General features: G+C 58.0%; 21 protein-coding genes. 14 read left to right on the top strand and 7 right to left on the bottom strand.

Going from position 1 to position 15,836, the window contains the following annotated elements; all coding sequences use genetic code 11:
* Positions 1-37: 37 nt before the first annotated feature.
* The 7 genes from H9Q16_RS04360 (at position 38) to H9Q16_RS04330 (ending at position 5,684) form a co-directional block, all read left to right on the top strand.
* Positions 38-952, top strand: coding sequence for a DMT family transporter (locus H9Q16_RS04360; protein WP_191074130.1), 915 nt, complete (start codon positions 38-40; stop codon positions 950-952).
* A gap of 27 nt (positions 953-979) precedes the next feature.
* Positions 980-1,837 (top strand): ATPase, encoded by an 858-nt coding sequence (locus H9Q16_RS04355; protein WP_191074129.1) that lies wholly within the window; start codon positions 980-982, stop codon positions 1,835-1,837.
* Between the two features lie 78 nt (positions 1,838-1,915).
* Positions 1,916-2,833: a homoserine O-acetyltransferase MetA gene (gene metA, locus H9Q16_RS04350; protein WP_191074128.1), complete on the top strand. Its 918-nt coding sequence runs from the start codon at positions 1,916-1,918 to the stop codon at positions 2,831-2,833.
* Positions 2,784-3,794 (top strand): alpha/beta fold hydrolase, encoded by a 1,011-nt coding sequence (locus H9Q16_RS04345; protein WP_191074127.1) that lies wholly within the window; start codon positions 2,784-2,786, stop codon positions 3,792-3,794. The genes metA and H9Q16_RS04345 overlap by 50 nt, the downstream gene beginning before the upstream one ends.
* 49 nt (positions 3,795-3,843) lie before the next feature.
* Complete coding sequence (gene ppk2, locus H9Q16_RS04340; RefSeq protein WP_191074126.1) at positions 3,844-4,713, top strand: polyphosphate kinase 2; 870 nt, start codon at positions 3,844-3,846, stop codon at positions 4,711-4,713.
* Positions 4,706-5,323, top strand: coding sequence for a TetR/AcrR family transcriptional regulator (locus H9Q16_RS04335; RefSeq protein ID WP_191074125.1), 618 nt, complete (start codon positions 4,706-4,708; stop codon positions 5,321-5,323). The genes ppk2 and H9Q16_RS04335 overlap by 8 nt, the downstream gene beginning before the upstream one ends.
* Complete coding sequence (locus H9Q16_RS04330) at positions 5,316-5,684, top strand: hypothetical protein (protein WP_191074124.1); 369 nt, start codon at positions 5,316-5,318, stop codon at positions 5,682-5,684. The genes H9Q16_RS04335 and H9Q16_RS04330 overlap by 8 nt, the downstream gene beginning before the upstream one ends.
* A gap of 342 nt (positions 5,685-6,026) precedes the next feature.
* Here H9Q16_RS04330 and rpsI read toward each other — a convergent pair whose 3' ends face one another.
* The gene (gene rpsI / locus H9Q16_RS04325) at positions 6,027-6,533 is read right to left on the bottom strand and encodes a 30S ribosomal protein S9 (protein WP_191074123.1); all 507 of its coding nucleotides are present in this window, start codon (positions 6,531-6,533) and stop codon (positions 6,027-6,029) included.
* 2 nt (positions 6,534-6,535) lie between these two features.
* Positions 6,536-6,997: a 50S ribosomal protein L13 gene (rplM, locus tag H9Q16_RS04320; protein WP_191074122.1), complete on the bottom strand. Its 462-nt coding sequence runs from the start codon at positions 6,995-6,997 to the stop codon at positions 6,536-6,538.
* 203 nt (positions 6,998-7,200) lie between these two features.
* Here rplM and H9Q16_RS04315 point away from each other — a divergent pair, with 203 nt between their 5' ends.
* Positions 7,201-7,344: a hypothetical protein gene (locus H9Q16_RS04315; protein WP_191074121.1), complete on the top strand. Its 144-nt coding sequence runs from the start codon at positions 7,201-7,203 to the stop codon at positions 7,342-7,344.
* Here H9Q16_RS04315 and H9Q16_RS04310 read toward each other — a convergent pair.
* Positions 7,341-8,753, bottom strand: a complete 1,413-nt coding sequence (locus tag H9Q16_RS04310; protein ID WP_191074120.1) for an aminotransferase-like domain-containing protein — start codon at positions 8,751-8,753, stop codon at positions 7,341-7,343. The genes H9Q16_RS04315 and H9Q16_RS04310 overlap by 4 nt on opposite strands.
* A 96-nt stretch (positions 8,754-8,849) precedes the next feature.
* Between H9Q16_RS04310 and H9Q16_RS04305 the strand changes: the two genes are divergently transcribed.
* On the top strand, positions 8,850-9,080 hold the full coding sequence (locus tag H9Q16_RS04305) for a YjiS-like domain-containing protein (RefSeq protein ID WP_191074119.1): 231 nt from the start codon (positions 8,850-8,852) through the stop codon (positions 9,078-9,080).
* A 66-nt stretch (positions 9,081-9,146) separates the two neighbouring features.
* On the opposite strand, the gene H9Q16_RS04300 is transcribed toward H9Q16_RS04305, so the two are convergent.
* A complete protein-coding gene (locus H9Q16_RS04300) occupies positions 9,147-9,575 on the bottom strand; it encodes a PaaI family thioesterase (RefSeq protein ID WP_191074118.1) in 429 nt (142 codons plus the stop codon).
* A gap of 59 nt (positions 9,576-9,634) precedes the next feature.
* Between H9Q16_RS04300 and H9Q16_RS04295 the strand changes: the two genes are divergently transcribed.
* The 4 genes from H9Q16_RS04295 to gluQRS all read left to right on the top strand — a co-directional run bounded on the left by H9Q16_RS04295 (position 9,635) and on the right by gluQRS (position 13,685).
* Complete coding sequence (locus tag H9Q16_RS04295; protein WP_191074117.1) at positions 9,635-10,420, top strand: enoyl-CoA hydratase; 786 nt, start codon at positions 9,635-9,637, stop codon at positions 10,418-10,420.
* 437 nt (positions 10,421-10,857) lie between these two features.
* Positions 10,858-12,195, top strand: a complete 1,338-nt coding sequence (gene trmFO, locus H9Q16_RS04290) for a methylenetetrahydrofolate--tRNA-(uracil(54)-C(5))-methyltransferase (FADH(2)-oxidizing) TrmFO (RefSeq protein WP_191074116.1) — start codon at positions 10,858-10,860, stop codon at positions 12,193-12,195.
* Positions 12,196-12,234: 39 nt separating this feature from the next.
* Complete coding sequence (locus H9Q16_RS04285) at positions 12,235-12,849, top strand: class I SAM-dependent DNA methyltransferase (protein WP_191074115.1); 615 nt, start codon at positions 12,235-12,237, stop codon at positions 12,847-12,849.
* A complete protein-coding gene (gene gluQRS / locus H9Q16_RS04280; RefSeq protein WP_191074114.1) occupies positions 12,846-13,685 on the top strand; it encodes a tRNA glutamyl-Q(34) synthetase GluQRS in 840 nt (279 codons plus the stop codon). The genes H9Q16_RS04285 and gluQRS overlap by 4 nt, the downstream gene beginning before the upstream one ends.
* A gap of 9 nt (positions 13,686-13,694) precedes the next feature.
* On the opposite strand, the gene H9Q16_RS04275 is transcribed toward gluQRS, so the two are convergent.
* Positions 13,695-14,459: a hypothetical protein gene (locus H9Q16_RS04275; RefSeq protein WP_191074113.1), complete on the bottom strand. Its 765-nt coding sequence runs from the start codon at positions 14,457-14,459 to the stop codon at positions 13,695-13,697.
* Positions 14,460-14,530: 71 nt separating this feature from the next.
* A complete protein-coding gene (gene hisI / locus H9Q16_RS04270) occupies positions 14,531-14,887 on the bottom strand; it encodes a phosphoribosyl-AMP cyclohydrolase (RefSeq protein WP_191074112.1) in 357 nt (118 codons plus the stop codon).
* 75 nt (positions 14,888-14,962) lie between these two features.
* Here hisI and H9Q16_RS04265 point away from each other — a divergent pair, with 75 nt between their 5' ends.
* Positions 14,963-15,424 carry an iron-sulfur cluster assembly scaffold protein gene (locus H9Q16_RS04265; RefSeq protein WP_191074111.1) on the top strand — a complete coding sequence of 154 codons (462 nt, stop codon included), beginning with the start codon at positions 14,963-14,965 and terminating at the stop codon, positions 15,422-15,424.
* A gap of 246 nt (positions 15,425-15,670) precedes the next feature.
* Here the strand turns inward: H9Q16_RS04265 and H9Q16_RS20740 are convergent, their stop codons facing one another.
* Positions 15,671-15,799, bottom strand: coding sequence for a hypothetical protein (locus tag H9Q16_RS20740; RefSeq protein ID WP_281403088.1), 129 nt, complete (start codon positions 15,797-15,799; stop codon positions 15,671-15,673).
* Positions 15,800-15,836: the final 37 nt, after the last annotated feature.

The following is a 15,836-nucleotide window of genomic DNA, read 5'->3' as shown; positions in this document are numbered from 1 at the left end:
GTCGTCGCCCCTGGGGCATGACTGCTATGGCAATCGAATGAACGTTCAAAAGACAATCTCAACACGTGCCTGGTTGGAGATGGGAATGCTGGCCCTGATTTGGGGGGCCTCGTTTCTGACAATCGCCATTGCCCTGCGGGAAATCGGCCCGATGACAGTCGTCGCACATCGCGTCGGCTGGGCTGCGGTGGCGCTGTGGATCGCCGTCGTCGCAATGAAACTGCCGATCCCCCGTGCGCCGCGGGTTTGGGCGGCGTTTTTGGTGATGGGTTTGCTCAACAACGTGATCCCCTTTGGGCTGATGGCCTGGGGTCAGACACATATTGAAAGCGGCCTTACCTCCATCCTGAATGCGTCAACAGCGATTTTTGGCGTGCTCATGGCCGCGCTCTTTTTCGCCGATGAAAAGCTCACACTCCGCAAGACGATTGGTGTGTCTTTGGGATTTGCGGGCGTTGCAACCGCCATCGGGATTGAAAACCTGTACACATTCGATCTCCGTTCGCTGCCGCAACTGGCCGTGATTGGCGGAACGATTTCATACGCCATCGCAAGCGTTTGGGCACGAAAGATGCTAAGTGATCAACCACCACAGGTTGCTGCAGCCGGGATGGTAACGGGCGCCACGCTGATAATGCTTCCACTCGCCTGGATCACCGAGGGGCCGATCACTCTTAACCTTGCGCCAGAGACACTGGCCGCGATCATGTACTTTGCGCTCGGCGCGACCGCTTTGGCCTATCTGCTTTATTATCGGGTCCTTGCTATGGCAGGCAGCGGCAACCTGATGCTTGTGACATTGATGGTCGCGCCAATTGCCATTCTGCTGGGATCGATAATTCTGGGCGAAGTACTAACGCCGTCCGCCTATGTTGGCTTTGCCCTGCTGGCGATTGGAATGCTGGTCATTGACGGGCGTGTCTGGCGTCTGCATCGCGGCTGGGCTAGGTAAGACCCGACACAAGACGGGACCCACCCCATGCTCTATTCCTCCGCTCAAGACTGGCGCGATGCGCCGAGACGCAAAGTGCTTGTTTTCGGGATGTCCGGTCTGGGCAAGACCTATCTGTCTGGCCTGCTGCGGGGCTCCGGCGACTGGTTTCACTACTCCATCGATTATCGCATCGGCACCCGCTATCTGGGCGAACGGATTACGGACAATGCCAAAGCCGAGGCGATGAAGGTTCCTTTCCTTCGGGATCTCCTGATGACGGACAGCATTTACCTGGCTTCCAATATCACCTTCGAAAACCTCAGCCCCGTGGCAACATGGCTTGGCAAGCCCGGTGATCCGGAAAAGGCCGGATTGCCAATGGCGGAATACGCCGCCCGCCAGGAAGCGTTCCGGCAAGCAGAGGTAGCGGCGCTGAACGATACGGCGCACTTTGCCGCGCGGGCCAAGCGGCTTTATGGATATGATCATTTCATCTGCGACACCGGCGGGTCGATCTGCGAATGGGTTGATCCGGGCGACCCAAACGACCCCTTGTTAACGAGCCTCTCGAATGAATGTCTCCTGGTCTGGATCAAAGGCGATGCGGCACACAAAGAGGAGCTTATCAAACGTTTCGACAGATCGCCCAAGCCGATGGCCTATCAGCCCGCATTTCTCAAAAATTTGTGGGAGGAATATCTGAACGAAAACAATATGTCCGAAGGCGAAGTTGATCCCGATACGTTTATCCGCTGGACCTACGCCCGCGCGCTAGATCACCGCCAGCCCCGGTACAAAGCAATGGCGAAATGGGGCGTCACCGTCACTGCAGATCAGGTGTCGAAACTGACGTCACAGGACGATTTCGTCGATCTGATTGCAACCTGCCTACCCGCTGGTTAAAGCGACTGTGAACCGGCGGACCTTGGCACCGCGTTGCAGTCAATCTATCTAGGCCGTTCAACAGCCAGGACCCACCCCATGCCCATCAAGATCCCCGCAACCCTGCCCGCCTATGACGTGCTCAAGCGCGAGGGTGTGATGGTGGTGGACGAAGACCTTGCGGCGCGGCAGGACATTCGCCCCTTGCGGATTGCGCTCTTGAACCTGATGCCCAAGAAAATCCAAACCGAAAACCAGTTCGCAAGACTGATCGGCGCAACGCCACTGCAGATCGAACTTTCACTGTTGCGCATGTCAGATCACCGCACGCGCAATACCGCTGCCGAACATATGAAAAGTTTTTATCGGCCCGTCAGCCAGATCTGGGAGGAAAAGTTTGATGGTCTGATTATCACTGGCGCCCCAATCGAACACATGGAATTTGACGAGGTGACCTATTGGGATGAGCTGCGTCGTGTAATGGACTGGACTCAAACGAATGTTCACTCCACCTTTGGCGTTTGCTGGGGCGGCATGGCGATGATCAATCATTTCCACGGGGTGAAGAAGCACCTACTTGATGCCAAGGCCTTTGGCTGCTTCAGGCACCAGAATCTTGCGCCTGCTTCACCCTATCTGCGTGGTTTCTCAGACGACTGCGTGATGCCCGTGTCGCGCTGGACGGAAATGAAGCAGGCAGAAGTGGACGCTGCTCCCGGTCTCAACACGCTTCTGGGCAGTGATGAGGTTGGCCCATGCCTTATCGAAGACCCTGCCCATCGCGCCCTCTATGTGTTCAATCACTTTGAGTATGACAGTGAAACCCTGAAGCAGGAGTACGACCGCGACGTTGCCGCCGGTACGCCGATAAACGTGCCATGCAATTATTATCCGGACGATGATCCCGCCCATGTGCCAACCAACCGTTGGCGTAGCCATGCGCATCTGCTCTACGGAAACTGGATCAATGAAATTTATCAGTCAACACCCTTCGAGCTCGCTGAAATTGGGCGTTAAGACTTTGATATTCTTGCTGAGCATTACGGTTTTCGTGGTCGTCGTCGCATGGCGTGCAGCGGCGCGCGAGCGGGCGGCAAATGATGCGCATCCGCCTCTGGGTCAAATGATCGAAGTCGATGGTGTCAATGTACATGCCCACGTGTCCGGATCCGGTCCGGATATTGTTCTCTTGCACGGGGCCAGCGGCAACTTGAGGGACTTTACATTTGACCTGGTGCCAAGGCTTGAAGATCGCTATCGCGTCATTGCCTTTGACAGACCCGGCATGGGGCATACGGATCGGTTGCCTGGCAAATCAGGCGCCTGGAACACGACGTTCGAGTCACCTCAAGAACAGGCCGCATTGCTCCAAAAAGCAGCAGCCCAACTGGGCGCCGATGCCCCGATCGTTCTGGGACATTCCTATGGGGGTGCGGTGGCTCTTGCCTGGGCTTTGCAGCACCCCGAGGACACACCGGCTGTCGTTCTGGTTGGGGCGGTGGCAGAACCTTGGCCCGGCGGCCTTGGATGGTTTTACAACGTGTTGAGTTCAACGGCGGGCGGTGCCTTGCTGGTCCCACCGGCAACGGCCTTTTTGCCGCAAAGCTATCTGGAACGCAGCATTGACATCATATTTGCCCCCCAATCCCCACCTGCGGGATACAACACACATGTGGGTGCTGACCTAAGTGTGCGCCGCTTCTCGGCCCGGGCAAATGCCCAGCAGGTGAATGGATTGCGCCCCTTCGTCGTTGAAATGCAAAAGCAGTATGACACGCTGAAAATGCCAATCGAGGTGATTCACGGCACCGCTGACACCATCGTTCCGGCAGACATTCACGCCAATGTCTTCGCAGCCGAGGTTCCCTCTGCCAATCTGGTGATGCTGGACGGTGTGGGGCATATGCCGCACCATGCCGACCCGGATGCCACGATTGCGGCGATCGACCGGGCCGCAGCACGTGCGGGTTTGCGTTAATCGCATTAACATCCCATATAGATGTAAAGACAATGCTTTAGGAGGCCCCATGGACCTGCCCTTTGACGGCGCGATCAGCGCTTACTTCAAGGATGACGCGCCCAAAGCTGTGCGTCAGGCGATCAGTCGCGCCGAAAAAGGCGATATCCTGAATGACAGCTACCCGCACAGCGAACGATTGGCGCGCAAGGTCTATGACAAGCAACATGAAAAGCTCCAGATCGAGCTGGTCAAACTGCTGTCTTGGGTGCGCGACAGTGGCACCCGCATCGCCATGGTCTTTGAAGGGCGCGATGCAGCCGGCAAAGGGGGCACGATCAGCCGATTGAGAGCTAATCTGAACCCGCGCGCCGCAAGGGTCGTGGCGTTGTCAAAGCCAACGGAAAAAGAGCAAGGGGAATGGTATTTTCAAAGATATATCAAACACCTGCCGACTGATGGCGAGATGGTGTTCTTCGACCGCAGCTGGTACAATCGTGGCGTTGTCGAAAAGGTATTTGGCTTTTGTACCGACGCGCAGCGCGAACATTTCTTTCATCAGGTCAAACCGTTCGAAGAAATGTTGGTGGATGACGGAATCCATCTATTCAAGTTCTGGCTCAATGTCGGACGGGCCGAACAGCTCCGCCGCATGCTGGCGCGCGAAAGTGATCCCTTGAAGCAGTGGAAGCTGTCCGGCATTGACGTCAAAGGTCTTTCAAAATGGGACGCTTATTCCGCCGCCATTCGCGAAACCCTTGATCGCAGCCATACAGACGTCGCACCCTGGACCATCATCCGGTCCGACGACAAACGGCGCGCGCGCCTGAACGCCATGAGGGTCATCCTGCACCATTTTGATTATCCACAGAAAAATGAAAAGGCGATTGGCCCCATCGACCGCAGCATCTGTGGCGGTCCGGACATCTGGGATGCCTAAACGCGGGTATCACCATGGCAATCTGCGCCAGGCCCTTATCGACGCAGCACTGGAGCTGATCGAGCTGCGCGGCCCAACGGGGTTCACTCTGTCAGAGGCCGCCAAGCAGGCAGGGGTGACCCCCGCCGCGGTCTATCGTCATTTCGAGGGTCGCGAAGACCTGATTGCCGAAGCCGCGATGCAGGGCTACGAAATCTTTGCGGACCTGATGGAATATGCCTACCAGTCCGGGCAGCCATCTGCCCTCAAGGCGTTCGAGGCTACGGGACGCGCCTATCTCGCCTTTGCGCGCAAATATCCCGGCCATTACATCGCCATGTTCGAAAGTGGCATCTCGGTCAACCGCACGTCAGACCTCGCAGCGGTTTCCACCAGGGCGAATGCCGTGCTTGAAAAGGCCGCGACGGACCTCAGCGAACACATACCAGCCGACAAACGACCGCCGGCTTCGATGTTCTCCGCCCATATCTGGGCGATGAGCCATGGCGTGGTAGAGCTCTTTGCGCGCAATTCCCCGGGTCGCGCATCACCCTTCCCGCCAGATGATCTGCTTGAAACCGGTATTGGCATTTACCTGCGCGGTCTGGGGCTCGTGCGCCCGGATGACTAGGCTTCTGCGGTACCTGTCCCCACGTGCCCAGACGTTCTGGCTGAACCGGTGGTGGGCTGTGCTGGCGGCCATGGTCTTCGCCGCGTTTATCCCGCTCTATGTATATCTGGTACAGCCCAACCCGCATCAGCATGCCGGATTTGTGACAGCAACGGTGGTGTCGACCATGGAAAACGCCAGCGACAGCGGCTATAGCGCCTCCGCCACAGTCCGCCTGCCAGATGGCACATACGCGCGCATCAGTGCGGGCACCATCGCTGAAGCGCAGGCCTTCGTGGGCACCCCCTGCCTTGAACAGCGCCTGCGCGAAAGCGGGAATGTGTTCTACCGGCTCACGGCACAACGCAACTGTGCCGACTGAACCCAACACCATCCCAAATTCAAACCCGGCACCAATCGCGAAACCAACGCCCACAGCACCGCCACACCAAGGCCGCACGCCCGTGTTTCCGGACACCCCACCCCGCCAACCCTCCCCTCTCTTTTTCTGGCCAAAATATTCCCGGGGGTCTGGGGGCTGGCCCCCAGCAAACCCCCCGCCTGGGGGCTGGCCCCCAGCAAACCCGCGTCTGGGGCCACAACCCCGACGACACTGTCCGCGGGGGCTCTGTCCCCGCCCCGGTCGACGCGCGCCAGCGCGACGAAACAAAAAAAGGGCCGCTGCACCCGCAGCGGCCCTCTCCATAACTAACAGGTAAGAACCTTAACGCTTGGAGAACTGGAAGCTCTTACGCGCTTTGGCCTTGCCGTATTTCTTCCGCTCGACCACACGGCTGTCGCGGGTCAGGAAGCCCGCCGCCTTTAACGCAGGGCGCAAGGACGGATCAAACAACTGCAGCGCCTTTGAGATGCCGTGCTTGACCGCTCCGGCCTGACCGGAGAGGCCACCGCCCTTTACCGTCGCCACGACGTCAAACTGGCCGTCGGTGTTGGTGATGCCAAACGGCTGAGCCAGGATCATCTGCAGCACGGGCCGTGCAAAATAGGTATTCTGCTCTTTGCCGTTCACAGTGACTTTGCCTGAGCCTGGCTTGATCCAGACGCGGGCTACCGCATCTTTCCGCTTGCCGGTCGCATAGGCGCGACCCAGTTCGTCCTTAACAGGTTCGCGCACAATCGCATCTTCCTGCGGGGTTGCCCCCTGCACGCCACCGATATCCTCGGTCACGACTTCTGCGAGGTCTTCGAGTGTTTTGATTTCGTCAGACATCTTTATGCGCTCCGGGTGTTTTTCTTGTTCATGGCCTTGACGTCCAGAACTTCGGGGCTTTGCGCCTCATGTGGATGATCGGTGCCGGCATAGACACGCAAGTTCGTCATGATCTGACGGCTCAGGCGGTTGCCCGGCAGCATGCGCTTGACCGCACGGGTCACGATCCGCTCGGGGTGATCGCCTTCCAGAATCATTTCCTTGGTGCGTTCCTTGATGCCGCCGGGGTGCCCGGTGTGCCAGTAGAACTTTTCGTCCCGTTTCTTGCCGGTCATCTGGATCTTGTCAGCATTGATGATGATGACGTTATCGCCACAATCCATGTGTGGCGTGAAGGAGGGTTTGTGCTTGCCGCGAAGGCGGGTCGCGACGATCGAAGCAAGACGGCCAAGAACCACGCCCTCGGCGTCGATCAGGATCCATTTCTTGTCGATGTCTGCCGGTGTTGCAGAGAAGGTTTTCATCGGAATTTCCCGTTTGGTGATGTAGGCTGCGGACAAATGTTGCGTCCCACGATGTGATGGACGGGTTATAGAGACAGCGCCGCCCGCGTCAAGCCGCATGAATAAGAAATAACAATGTAATAACAGTCGCTTAAAAATACGGTATTATTTTACCCCACAACAATGCCTATCACAGCAGCACGTAAAAGCAGGACGTCTTGCTCATGCTGATCAGGCCAGGCCAAGAACACGACCGGCAGTGGCGAGAGCACCCATCGTCACCCATCAGGCTGGCGGCCTACGCTGCTGCGCTGTCGGCTATCCCCGTGGCCCTTGGCATCGCCTGGGGCGCCATAGGCCTGATCTAGACCCCGATCTGTTCGGGCGGGTTATCTAGCAGATGGCGCAGACGGGCGATCGCAGCGCCGAAATCTTGCAACTGAACACCAGCGTTAAGCGCCAATCGGACTGCGTGCGGCGCGCGCGCCTCGCGGCCGGCGAATTCCTCGGCTGAGCGCACCGGCACGTCAGCGGCCTCAGCCGCCTGACCAAACGCCCCGGCGCGCCACCCCAACGGAAGGGTCAGCCAGACAAAAGGCACGTCATCACGCCACCGAATATCGTAGCCATCAAGCACAGTTGCCACGGTTCGGGCATACTCACCATATATCTCTCTCGCGTGCGCAGTCAGCGCCGGAAGGCGGGCATCGCTGAGCAGCTTGGCAGCCAGATCGATCATCGGCGTTGGCAGACCGAACATGCCATGCTCAACAGTCCGCCGCAGCGCGGCTGTCTTGCCGTGTGGCGCAATGGCAAATCCCACTCGCAAGGCCGGTGTGACTGTTTTCGCAATTGACGACACATACCACCCCCTCTCAGGCGCCAGTTGGCGATAGGTTGGGCCGCGTTCAGCGCCCATACGGTAGCAATCGTCCTCAAGTATCTGAAATCCGCAGGTTTCAGCGACCCGCGCTATTTCTTCACGCCGGGCAATCGGTGTGAAACCAACGGTGGGGTTATGCACTTCGGGCGATGTGCACAGCAGCTGCGCATCACTGTTTTTCGCAGCTGCGGCCAGCGCTTCCGGGATCAGGCCGTCCGCGTCCATCTCGACCGCAACAACATCGGCCCTGAGCAGCTCAGCGGCGCGCCGAAAGCCGGGGTACGACAGTTCTTCGACCAGTATTGTGGGACGGCGGCCATGCAGCACGGCCTGCATCACAGTCAGGATTGCATGCTGGCCACCAAGGGTCAGTACCACATCGTCTTGGTCAACCGGCCCAAGGGGGCAACCAGCCATCCAGTGCAGCGCCGCGGCGCGAGCGGCTTCTGCCCCGGCACGCCCCGGATAATGCATGACGCCGGAAGGCGGATCCTCGGCCACTTCGCGCAGGAGTGACTTGATCAGCTCTGCCTGCCCGATGCTCTGCAGCACGGGCGAAAACAGGTTCACGCGGTAGGCCTGCCCGCCCGTTCCATGCGGCACAGCATCGATTTCGAGGGGGACGTAAGGGACATCCGCGAGTTCCGTCTGTGGCGCGACGAACGTCCCGCGCCCGACCTCTGCAGTCAGCACCCCCTCATCCGTCAGGATCGTGTAGGCACGCGCCACCGTCCCCGGCGTAATGCCCAGCTTCCATGCCAGATCCCGCACCGGGGGCAGCTTTTCACCCTCCGGAAGGACACCCGAACTGATGGCACTTCGAATGCTCTGAGCCACGGCCTTGTATTTCGGGCCGTCACCTTGTGCGATCTGGGGTAGCCATATTGTATCCATTACAATGTTTCTCTGGTGTATGTCGCGCCTCGTTTGTACCTTTATTTCTGAACTCAAGGTTTGATTGTGTCAATACAATTCAGGAAAGGACACTCCATGGCACAGGCGCTCACACTATCAACCGAAGCCCTCGGCATCCTCAATCAGCGCGGCCTGCCTGTACTGGCGCTGGTCGCCGTAAAGGTCGCTGTTTGCGCCACCAAATGGAGCACCCGCCACAGAACGCGCAGCGCGCTGGCCCGACTGGAGCCATGGCAACTGCACGATGTGGGACTGACACCCGCGCAGGCCAAAGCAGAGGCGGCGCGGGCGTTCTGGAAATCATAACATCCCTGTGGTGATTTGCAGACCTCTTCCTGGGGCCGGCTTGTCCGGCCCCTTTTTTTGGCAATGTTAGCCCTTTGGCTGGGGCGGGATCGCATAGGTGAGACTGGCGCGGGCTACCGGCTTGTCCATCCCCTCAGAATATATCAGCACATCGGTGACCGATAGTTGCTTGCCGAGCTTAAGCAACCGCGCATGGGCCAGAAGATCGACGCCCGCCACCGGTTTTCGCATGAAATCGATGGAGCAATTGGTCGTCACAGCCAATGCCCGAGGGCCGATTTGACTAAGTGTCACCAGATAGGCCGCCACATCAGCGAGCCCGAACATGGACGGACCTGAAATTGTACCTCCCGGCCGCAGATGCCTGTCGCCAACCTTGAGCCGCAGTATCGCACTATCGTCGTCCACCGCGTCAACGTTGAAGTCATCCGCGACCTGCTGAAACACGTCGCGCATGAACGCATTCAGGCGATCTTTGTCCATGACAACAGGCATACTTGTTCTCCCCTTCCTGGCTGCCCTAGAATTGGTCCGAAATGAATGGGAGTGGCAAGATGGCAATTCTTGAAGTGACGCAACGTGGTGCGGTCGCTGAACTGGTAATGAATGCGCCCGAAAGGCTGAACGCATTGTCCGATGAAATGCTGGCCGCCCTACAGGAGTCGCTGAATAAGCTCGCCAAATCACGCGATATCCGGGTCATAACCCTCGCCGGGACCGGCAAGGCCTTTTGCGCGGGCCATGATCTGCGCCAGATGACCGCCATGCGACAGAATCCTGACAGCGGCGCGGCCGCTTTCAAGGATCTGTTCGATCGCTGTTCTGCCGTGATGGCGCGTATTCAGTCCATGCCGCAGCCGGTCATCGCCCAGGTACATGGCATCGCGACTGCCGCCGGGTGCCAGTTGGTCGCGACCTGTGACCTGGCTGTGGCAGCGACAGGCACACGGTTCGGCGTTAACGGTGTAAACGTTGGTTTGTTCTGCTCAACCCCCATGGTGGCCCTCAGCCGCAACATTCCCCGCAAACAGGCGTTCGAAATGCTCACCACAGGGTCTTTCATAGATGCAGAGCGCGCGCAGGAGCTGGGGTTGATCAACAGGGTTGTTGCGCCCGAAGCGCTGGGGTCGCAAACATCGGAGCTTGCAGATCAGATTGCAGGCAAGCTTGGCGTTGCTGTCAAAATCGGCAAAAGGGCTTTCTATGAACAGCTACAGCTACCGACCGCGCAGGCCTATGAATATACCGGGCAAGTGATGGTAGAGAACATGCTGCATCGCGACACCGAAGAGGGCATCAACGCGTTTCTTGACAAGCGCGACCCAACTTGGACGCAGTGAGATGTCATCGCTTTAGAGAAAACGGCTCATGAAATGTGAAAGAAAACCGCTGAGGCGCCTGCCGAGCGTTTTAGAAGCGTTGGGAAGGAAGCGGCGTTAAGGTGGGTCAGATGCGGCGCTAGCACCGCTTCCTGCTCATTGATGTGCCCTTTGAGAAAGTATCCCATTGGTTCTCGCGAGATTGTTTCCAAAATCCAACGGTATTGTTGCTGTTTTTGGCCTAGAAAATCTGGCGGAATTGGGGCACAACCTAGGCATAGACGGTATCGATTATGTAATTTGGGTCGCCGTAGGCGGAAGGTCCCTCCAGATCAGCTCTCACTGATCGGCCATTCCCGCGGCGGCGACCCCAAATCCCCAGATCTCAGACATTTTTACTGGCGCTGATGTGTCCGTGCCCGGTTGCGCCTGAACCCGCCCTGCCCTACATCGCGACCATGACTGAAACGCTTCATATCGTTGGCGGCGGCATGGCCGGATCAGAGGCCGCATGGCAGGCCGCGCAGGCCGGGATCCCTGTGGTTCTCCATGAAATGCGGCCCGCTGTCGGGACATTTGCCCATCAGACCGGGCTGTTGGGCGAAATGGTCTGCTCCAATTCCTTCCGGTCCGATGACAGTGAACAGAACGCGGTCGGGCTTTTGCATTGGGAGATGCGTGCAGCCGACGGGCTGATCATGGCCACTGCGGATAAACATCGCCTGCCAGCAGGCGGCGCGCTTGCCGTGGATCGCGATCCCTTTGCGCAATCGGTGACAGACGCGTTGATGGCGCACCCCAACGTCACGGTGCAGTACGGGGAAATCACTGAGTTGCCGCACGACGGGCATTGGATCATCGCCACAGGGCCGCTGACGTCAGGTGCTTTGGCTGATGCCATTGCGGCCGAAACAGGCGCGGAAGCGCTCGCTTTCTTCGATGCGATTGCGCCCATTGTGTATGCAGATAGCATCGACATGTCGAAAGCATGGATGCAGTCACGCTACGACAAGGGCGACACGGAGGAAGAGCGCACAGCCTACCTCAACTGCCCAATGGACCGCGATCAATACGAGGCCTTCATTGACGCGCTGCTGGCCGCAGACAAAACCGAATTCCACGAGGGCGAAACCGCAAAATACTTTGATGGCTGCCTGCCGATTGAGGTCATGGCAGAACGGGGTCGTGAAACGCTGCGCTTTGGTCCAATGAAACCCGTGGGGTTGACGAATGCCCATGCACCAGATGTGAAACCCTACGCGGTTGTCCAATTGCGACGGGATAACAAGCTGGGAACCCTCTACAATATTGTCGGCTTTCAGACCAAGATGAAGTATGGCGCGCAAAACACTGTTTTCAAAACGATTCCAGGACTTGAAGATGCCGCGTTTGCTCGGCTGGGCGGGATACACCGGAATTCGTTCATCAACTCACCAACTTTGCTGGATTCACAGATGCGTCTGCGCGCCCGGCCCAATATCCGTTTCGCCGGCCAGATCACCGGCGTCGAAGGCTATGTCGAAAGCGCAGCGATGGGCCTTGTCGCCGCCCGGATGGCCGTGGCCGAGATCACCGGCAAAACCCTTCAGGCCCCGCCCGACACCACCGCGATGGGCGCGCTAATGACCCACATCACCGGCGGGGCCGATGCCAAGACGTTCCAGCCGATGAACGTGAACTTCGGTCTGTTTCCCCCGGTTGAGGGCCTCAAAAGCGGACGGCGTGGTCGCAAGGACAGATACAAGGCCTATACCGACAGAGCCAAGATGGACTGGAAGAGCTGGCTGGAAAGTTAATGCTGGACGCCCCGGATCAGCCTTTTTAGATTGGTCCGCATGACCGAGACTTTTCTGGACAAGGCCTATTCCGCGCGAGACGCGCGCTCAACGCGCAAGCTTTATGACGATTGGGCCGAGAGTTACGAGGAAGAGCTCGGGAAGAACGGATACGCCACACCGGCCCGCTGCGCCAAAGCGCTGGCTGAGTTTTCCGACAACAAATCGGCCCCTGTTCTTGATTTCGGATGCGGCACCGGTTTATCCGGCGTTGCCCTCAAACGTGAGGGATTTTCAACAATTGACGGGCTGGACCTGTCCGCAGACATGCTGGCCCGGGCGCGCGATAAGAACATTTACCGTGACCTGCAAGTGATTGAAGCCAAATCAAGATTAAGCCACAAGCCTGGCGCCTATGCAGCCATTGCCGCGATTGGCGTGATCGGCGCGGGTGCGGCACCAATTGAGACGTTTGACGCCCTGATGCGTGGCTTGGCGCGCGGCGGGCACTTGGTTTTGTCCTTCAATGATCACGCATTGGACGATCCGCGCCATGAAGCCCGGTTGAACGAATGGCTCGATTGTGGCGCGGCGACACTTCTCTTTCGAGAGCACGGCGATCACATCCCAGGTATCGACATTGGCTCCAACGTCTATGTGATTGAAAAGAATTGACGTTCTGCACCCGGTTCGCACCGTCCCCGACAGGCCCTCTGCATCTGGGGCATGCCTATTCCGCGTTGCTCGCCTTCGACATGGCTCAGGCACACGACGGCACTTTTCTGCTACGTATCGAAGACACTGATACGGTCCGCGCGCGCCCTGCTTGGGAAGACCTGATCTATGCCGATCTGGCGTGGCTTGGCATCACCTGGGCAGAGCCTGTCCTGCGGCAATCAGAGCACCTGCAACGCTACAACGACGTTCTGATGTCTCTGGCCGCCCGAGGGTTGATCTATCCCTGCAGCTGCAGCCGCAGCGACATCCGTGCCGCATTGTCCGCCCCACAAGAAGGCGTCACACCGCCACCCGTTTATCCCGGCACATGCCGTCATCGCTCCATGTCTGACCGCAAGCCCGGTGACGCCCTGCGGCTGAATGTCTCAGCGGCCCTTGAGACTGTCCAGCTGCCAATTGAATTTGACGAAATGGGCATTTGCGCGAAAAACATGCCAACCTTCGACGCCCCCTATTTCACGCGCCAGATCGGCGACGCCGTGCTTGGGCGCAAGGAGATTGAAACAGTCTCCTATGTTCTGGCAGCCGTTATCGACGATGCGGCCCAAAACATCACACATGTCATTCGGGGTGCCGATCTTTTTGACACGACCCCTCTCCAGGTTTTGCTGCAAGAGCTGCTGAGTTTGCCCACACCGATCTATGTTCATCATCGTCTAATTCGTGATGATGCGGGCAAGCGGCTTGCCAAACGCGATGACGCGCGCGCGATATCTTACTATCGCGCACAGAACCTATACCCCAAGGATATTCGTGCGATGACAGGTATTTAGCAGCCTTTCCTAAGATGGTATCGCACGCCATGGCTTGGGCATGATGACCCAGCGGCCATCCAGATAGATCAATCCGTCAAATGCAAATCCGGATGTTTCACCTGGTTTGACAAACTTGAAGCGGACAATCGGGACGTCGAGCTTAAAGTACTGCAGCACCTTTTTGTATCCGCCCGGAAACTTGCCCAACACCGGCTTGCGGTCAAAAAGTTCGCGCGTCGTTGTGTAGACCACAATCAGGTCGGTCTGGCCCGTTTTTGGGGCAAAGGCGACGTCCGGCCCAAGCTGACCTGAATAACTGGCCCACATGGCACTGGCCAACGGTTCGGAATAGACTTTGCTAATCTCAGCTTCGGTCGGGAGAATAGCCTGGGTCAACGCACGGTGATCAGCGTTGGGGTCAAGAAATTCCGTCAGCAGCCTGCGCGCGTCCGCCTCACTGCCGGGCGTGACGTCGGCCGGAGCGGGGGCTTTCGCAGTTGAAGTGCTTGCACTGACAAGATCCAGCAAGCTGGCGGTCGGATTGGCCTGGCAAACCTTGAAAATATTCTGCAACACGACGGCGTTATTGGACCCGTCCACGGGCCTCACGTTAGCGGTGTTGGCGGCGATATAGCCAAACGTCCAGGCAGCGATCATCGTTTGCTCGACTTCGGTCGCGGATTGCAGCACATCGCCACAATTCGCCCGGGGGTCAAACCCTTGTGCAGACACCGCCGTTGCGGCACCTGCCAAAATCACGCTGGCCACAGCAGCACACTTTGCAGTCTTCATATTTAAAAACCTTTTCTCAGTAAAACGTGAGCCAAGGCTAGCGAAGCGAACGGCGTCTGGCAAAGATTGGTTTAATCTGACGTCTGGCGTGTCACTTCATTGCCGTCTTCAATCGCTGTAAAAAAGCAACTGCGCGCGCCGGTATGGCACGCAGGACCGGTCTGGTTGACCAACACCAACAGGCAATCACGGTCGCAGTCCAAACGCATTTCCACAAGTTCCTGCAGATTTCCGCTGGTCTCGCCCTTGATCCAAAAGGACTTTCGGGACCGGCTCCAATATGTGACCCGGCCCGTTTCCAGCGTCTGGGTGACACTTTCTGCGTTCATCCACGCAAGCATCAACACGTCGCCACTGGTGGCATCCTGTGCAATCGCCGGGATCAGTCCCGCGTCGTTAAATGTCAGGTTGTTGGGATCAAAGGTCATGACACCTCTCACTCGAAATGTTTGAATCTGTGGCTGGGTCGCTTATGTAGTCATCGACGGACAAAGGAAACAGCCATGTCGGCGGACGCAGACCTCATCAAGCTCTATTCAGCCCGCATTCTTGCGCTGGCAGCAGACATTCCTCATCTGGGCCGACTAAGCACGCCGGACGCAACCGTCAAACGCCGATCGCCGCTGTGCGGATCAACGGTTACCGCCGATGTAGAAACCAAAGACGGTGTATTGACCGCACTTGGTCAGGACGTCAAAGCCTGCGCGCTGGGTCAGGCAGCGGCAGCGGTCACTGCCCGGGCGGCCTTGGGGGCCACACAGGCACAGGTAGAGAAAGGGCGCGATCAACTGCGTGCGATGCTCAAAGGCACTGGTCCGGTGCCCGATGCGCCTTTCGATGGTTTCGAGGTGCTAAGCCCGGCGGTATCCTACAAGAACCGACACGCCTCCATCTTGCTAAGTATTGAATCCATTGCAGAGGCGATGGCAAACGCGGATCAGGCAGACAGGGTAAGCGAGCTTTAGTTCACTTTCGGCTCCCCCGACGATCCTCAATCTTGCAGAGGCTTTCAAAGCACGCGCGATGGCAACAGACAAAAAAAGCGCCGCACATCCAGTTGGATGGCGGCGCAGAGAAGCGTTTCTCATGTGGGACCCGGTTCACCTGTGGGGCGGCAGGCCCCGGCGCTGATTAAAGACAGGCAGTGTCAATCAGCGGCATCAATTTGGGACGGATGCAAAGATGTTCCGGCATGAGAGCGCAGGCAGATATCAAACAAACACAGGCAGATGCAGACTGATGACCAACATCACGACAAGCGCTGCCGCACCAGCGGCATCTTGCAGCAACGTGTCCGACGACCGGGTCGCGATCAGTTTGAGGGTCTTGAAGGTCGTCATGGCTGCTCTCCATCTTTGTTGCCCCTTTGTTCTCATT

The organism is Sulfitobacter aestuariivivens (genome assembly GCF_014763045.1).
Classification (GTDB): Bacteria; Pseudomonadota; Alphaproteobacteria; order Rhodobacterales; family Rhodobacteraceae; genus Sulfitobacter; species Sulfitobacter aestuariivivens.
This window is presented reverse-complemented; position numbering and strand designations above follow the sequence as displayed.

What these genes read in the sequence shown, in the direction of transcription:
- H9Q16_RS04360 (WP_191074130.1), top strand. Translation starts at nt 38, where the DNA reads ATGAACGTTCAAAAGACAATCTCAACACGTGCCTGGTTGGAGATGGGA.
- H9Q16_RS04355 (WP_191074129.1), top strand. Translation starts at nt 980, where the DNA reads ATGCTCTATTCCTCCGCTCAAGACTGGCGCGATGCGCCGAGACGCAAA.
- metA (WP_191074128.1), top strand. Translation starts at nt 1,916, where the DNA reads ATGCCCATCAAGATCCCCGCAACCCTGCCCGCCTATGACGTGCTCAAG.
- H9Q16_RS04345 (WP_191074127.1), top strand. Translation starts at nt 2,784, where the DNA reads ATGAAATTTATCAGTCAACACCCTTCGAGCTCGCTGAAATTGGGCGTT.
- ppk2 (WP_191074126.1), top strand. Translation starts at nt 3,844, where the DNA reads ATGGACCTGCCCTTTGACGGCGCGATCAGCGCTTACTTCAAGGATGAC.
- H9Q16_RS04335 (WP_191074125.1), top strand. Translation starts at nt 4,706, where the DNA reads ATGCCTAAACGCGGGTATCACCATGGCAATCTGCGCCAGGCCCTTATC.
- H9Q16_RS04330 (WP_191074124.1), top strand. Translation starts at nt 5,316, where the DNA reads ATGACTAGGCTTCTGCGGTACCTGTCCCCACGTGCCCAGACGTTCTGG.
- rpsI (WP_191074123.1), bottom strand. Translation starts at nt 6,533, where the DNA reads ATGTCTGACGAAATCAAAACACTCGAAGACCTCGCAGAAGTCGTGACC.
- rplM (WP_191074122.1), bottom strand. Translation starts at nt 6,997, where the DNA reads ATGAAAACCTTCTCTGCAACACCGGCAGACATCGACAAGAAATGGATC.
- H9Q16_RS04315 (WP_191074121.1), top strand. Translation starts at nt 7,201, where the DNA reads ATGCTGATCAGGCCAGGCCAAGAACACGACCGGCAGTGGCGAGAGCAC.
- H9Q16_RS04310 (WP_191074120.1), bottom strand. Translation starts at nt 8,753, where the DNA reads ATGGATACAATATGGCTACCCCAGATCGCACAAGGTGACGGCCCGAAA.
- H9Q16_RS04305 (WP_191074119.1), top strand. Translation starts at nt 8,850, where the DNA reads ATGGCACAGGCGCTCACACTATCAACCGAAGCCCTCGGCATCCTCAAT.
- H9Q16_RS04300 (WP_191074118.1), bottom strand. Translation starts at nt 9,575, where the DNA reads ATGCCTGTTGTCATGGACAAAGATCGCCTGAATGCGTTCATGCGCGAC.
- H9Q16_RS04295 (WP_191074117.1), top strand. Translation starts at nt 9,635, where the DNA reads ATGGCAATTCTTGAAGTGACGCAACGTGGTGCGGTCGCTGAACTGGTA.
- trmFO (WP_191074116.1), top strand. Translation starts at nt 10,858, where the DNA reads ATGACTGAAACGCTTCATATCGTTGGCGGCGGCATGGCCGGATCAGAG.
- H9Q16_RS04285 (WP_191074115.1), top strand. Translation starts at nt 12,235, where the DNA reads ATGACCGAGACTTTTCTGGACAAGGCCTATTCCGCGCGAGACGCGCGC.
- H9Q16_RS04275 (WP_191074113.1), bottom strand. Translation starts at nt 14,459, where the DNA reads ATGAAGACTGCAAAGTGTGCTGCTGTGGCCAGCGTGATTTTGGCAGGT.
- hisI (WP_191074112.1), bottom strand. Translation starts at nt 14,887, where the DNA reads ATGACCTTTGATCCCAACAACCTGACATTTAACGACGCGGGACTGATC.
- H9Q16_RS04265 (WP_191074111.1), top strand. Translation starts at nt 14,963, where the DNA reads ATGTCGGCGGACGCAGACCTCATCAAGCTCTATTCAGCCCGCATTCTT.
- H9Q16_RS20740 (WP_281403088.1), bottom strand. Translation starts at nt 15,799, where the DNA reads ATGACGACCTTCAAGACCCTCAAACTGATCGCGACCCGGTCGTCGGAC.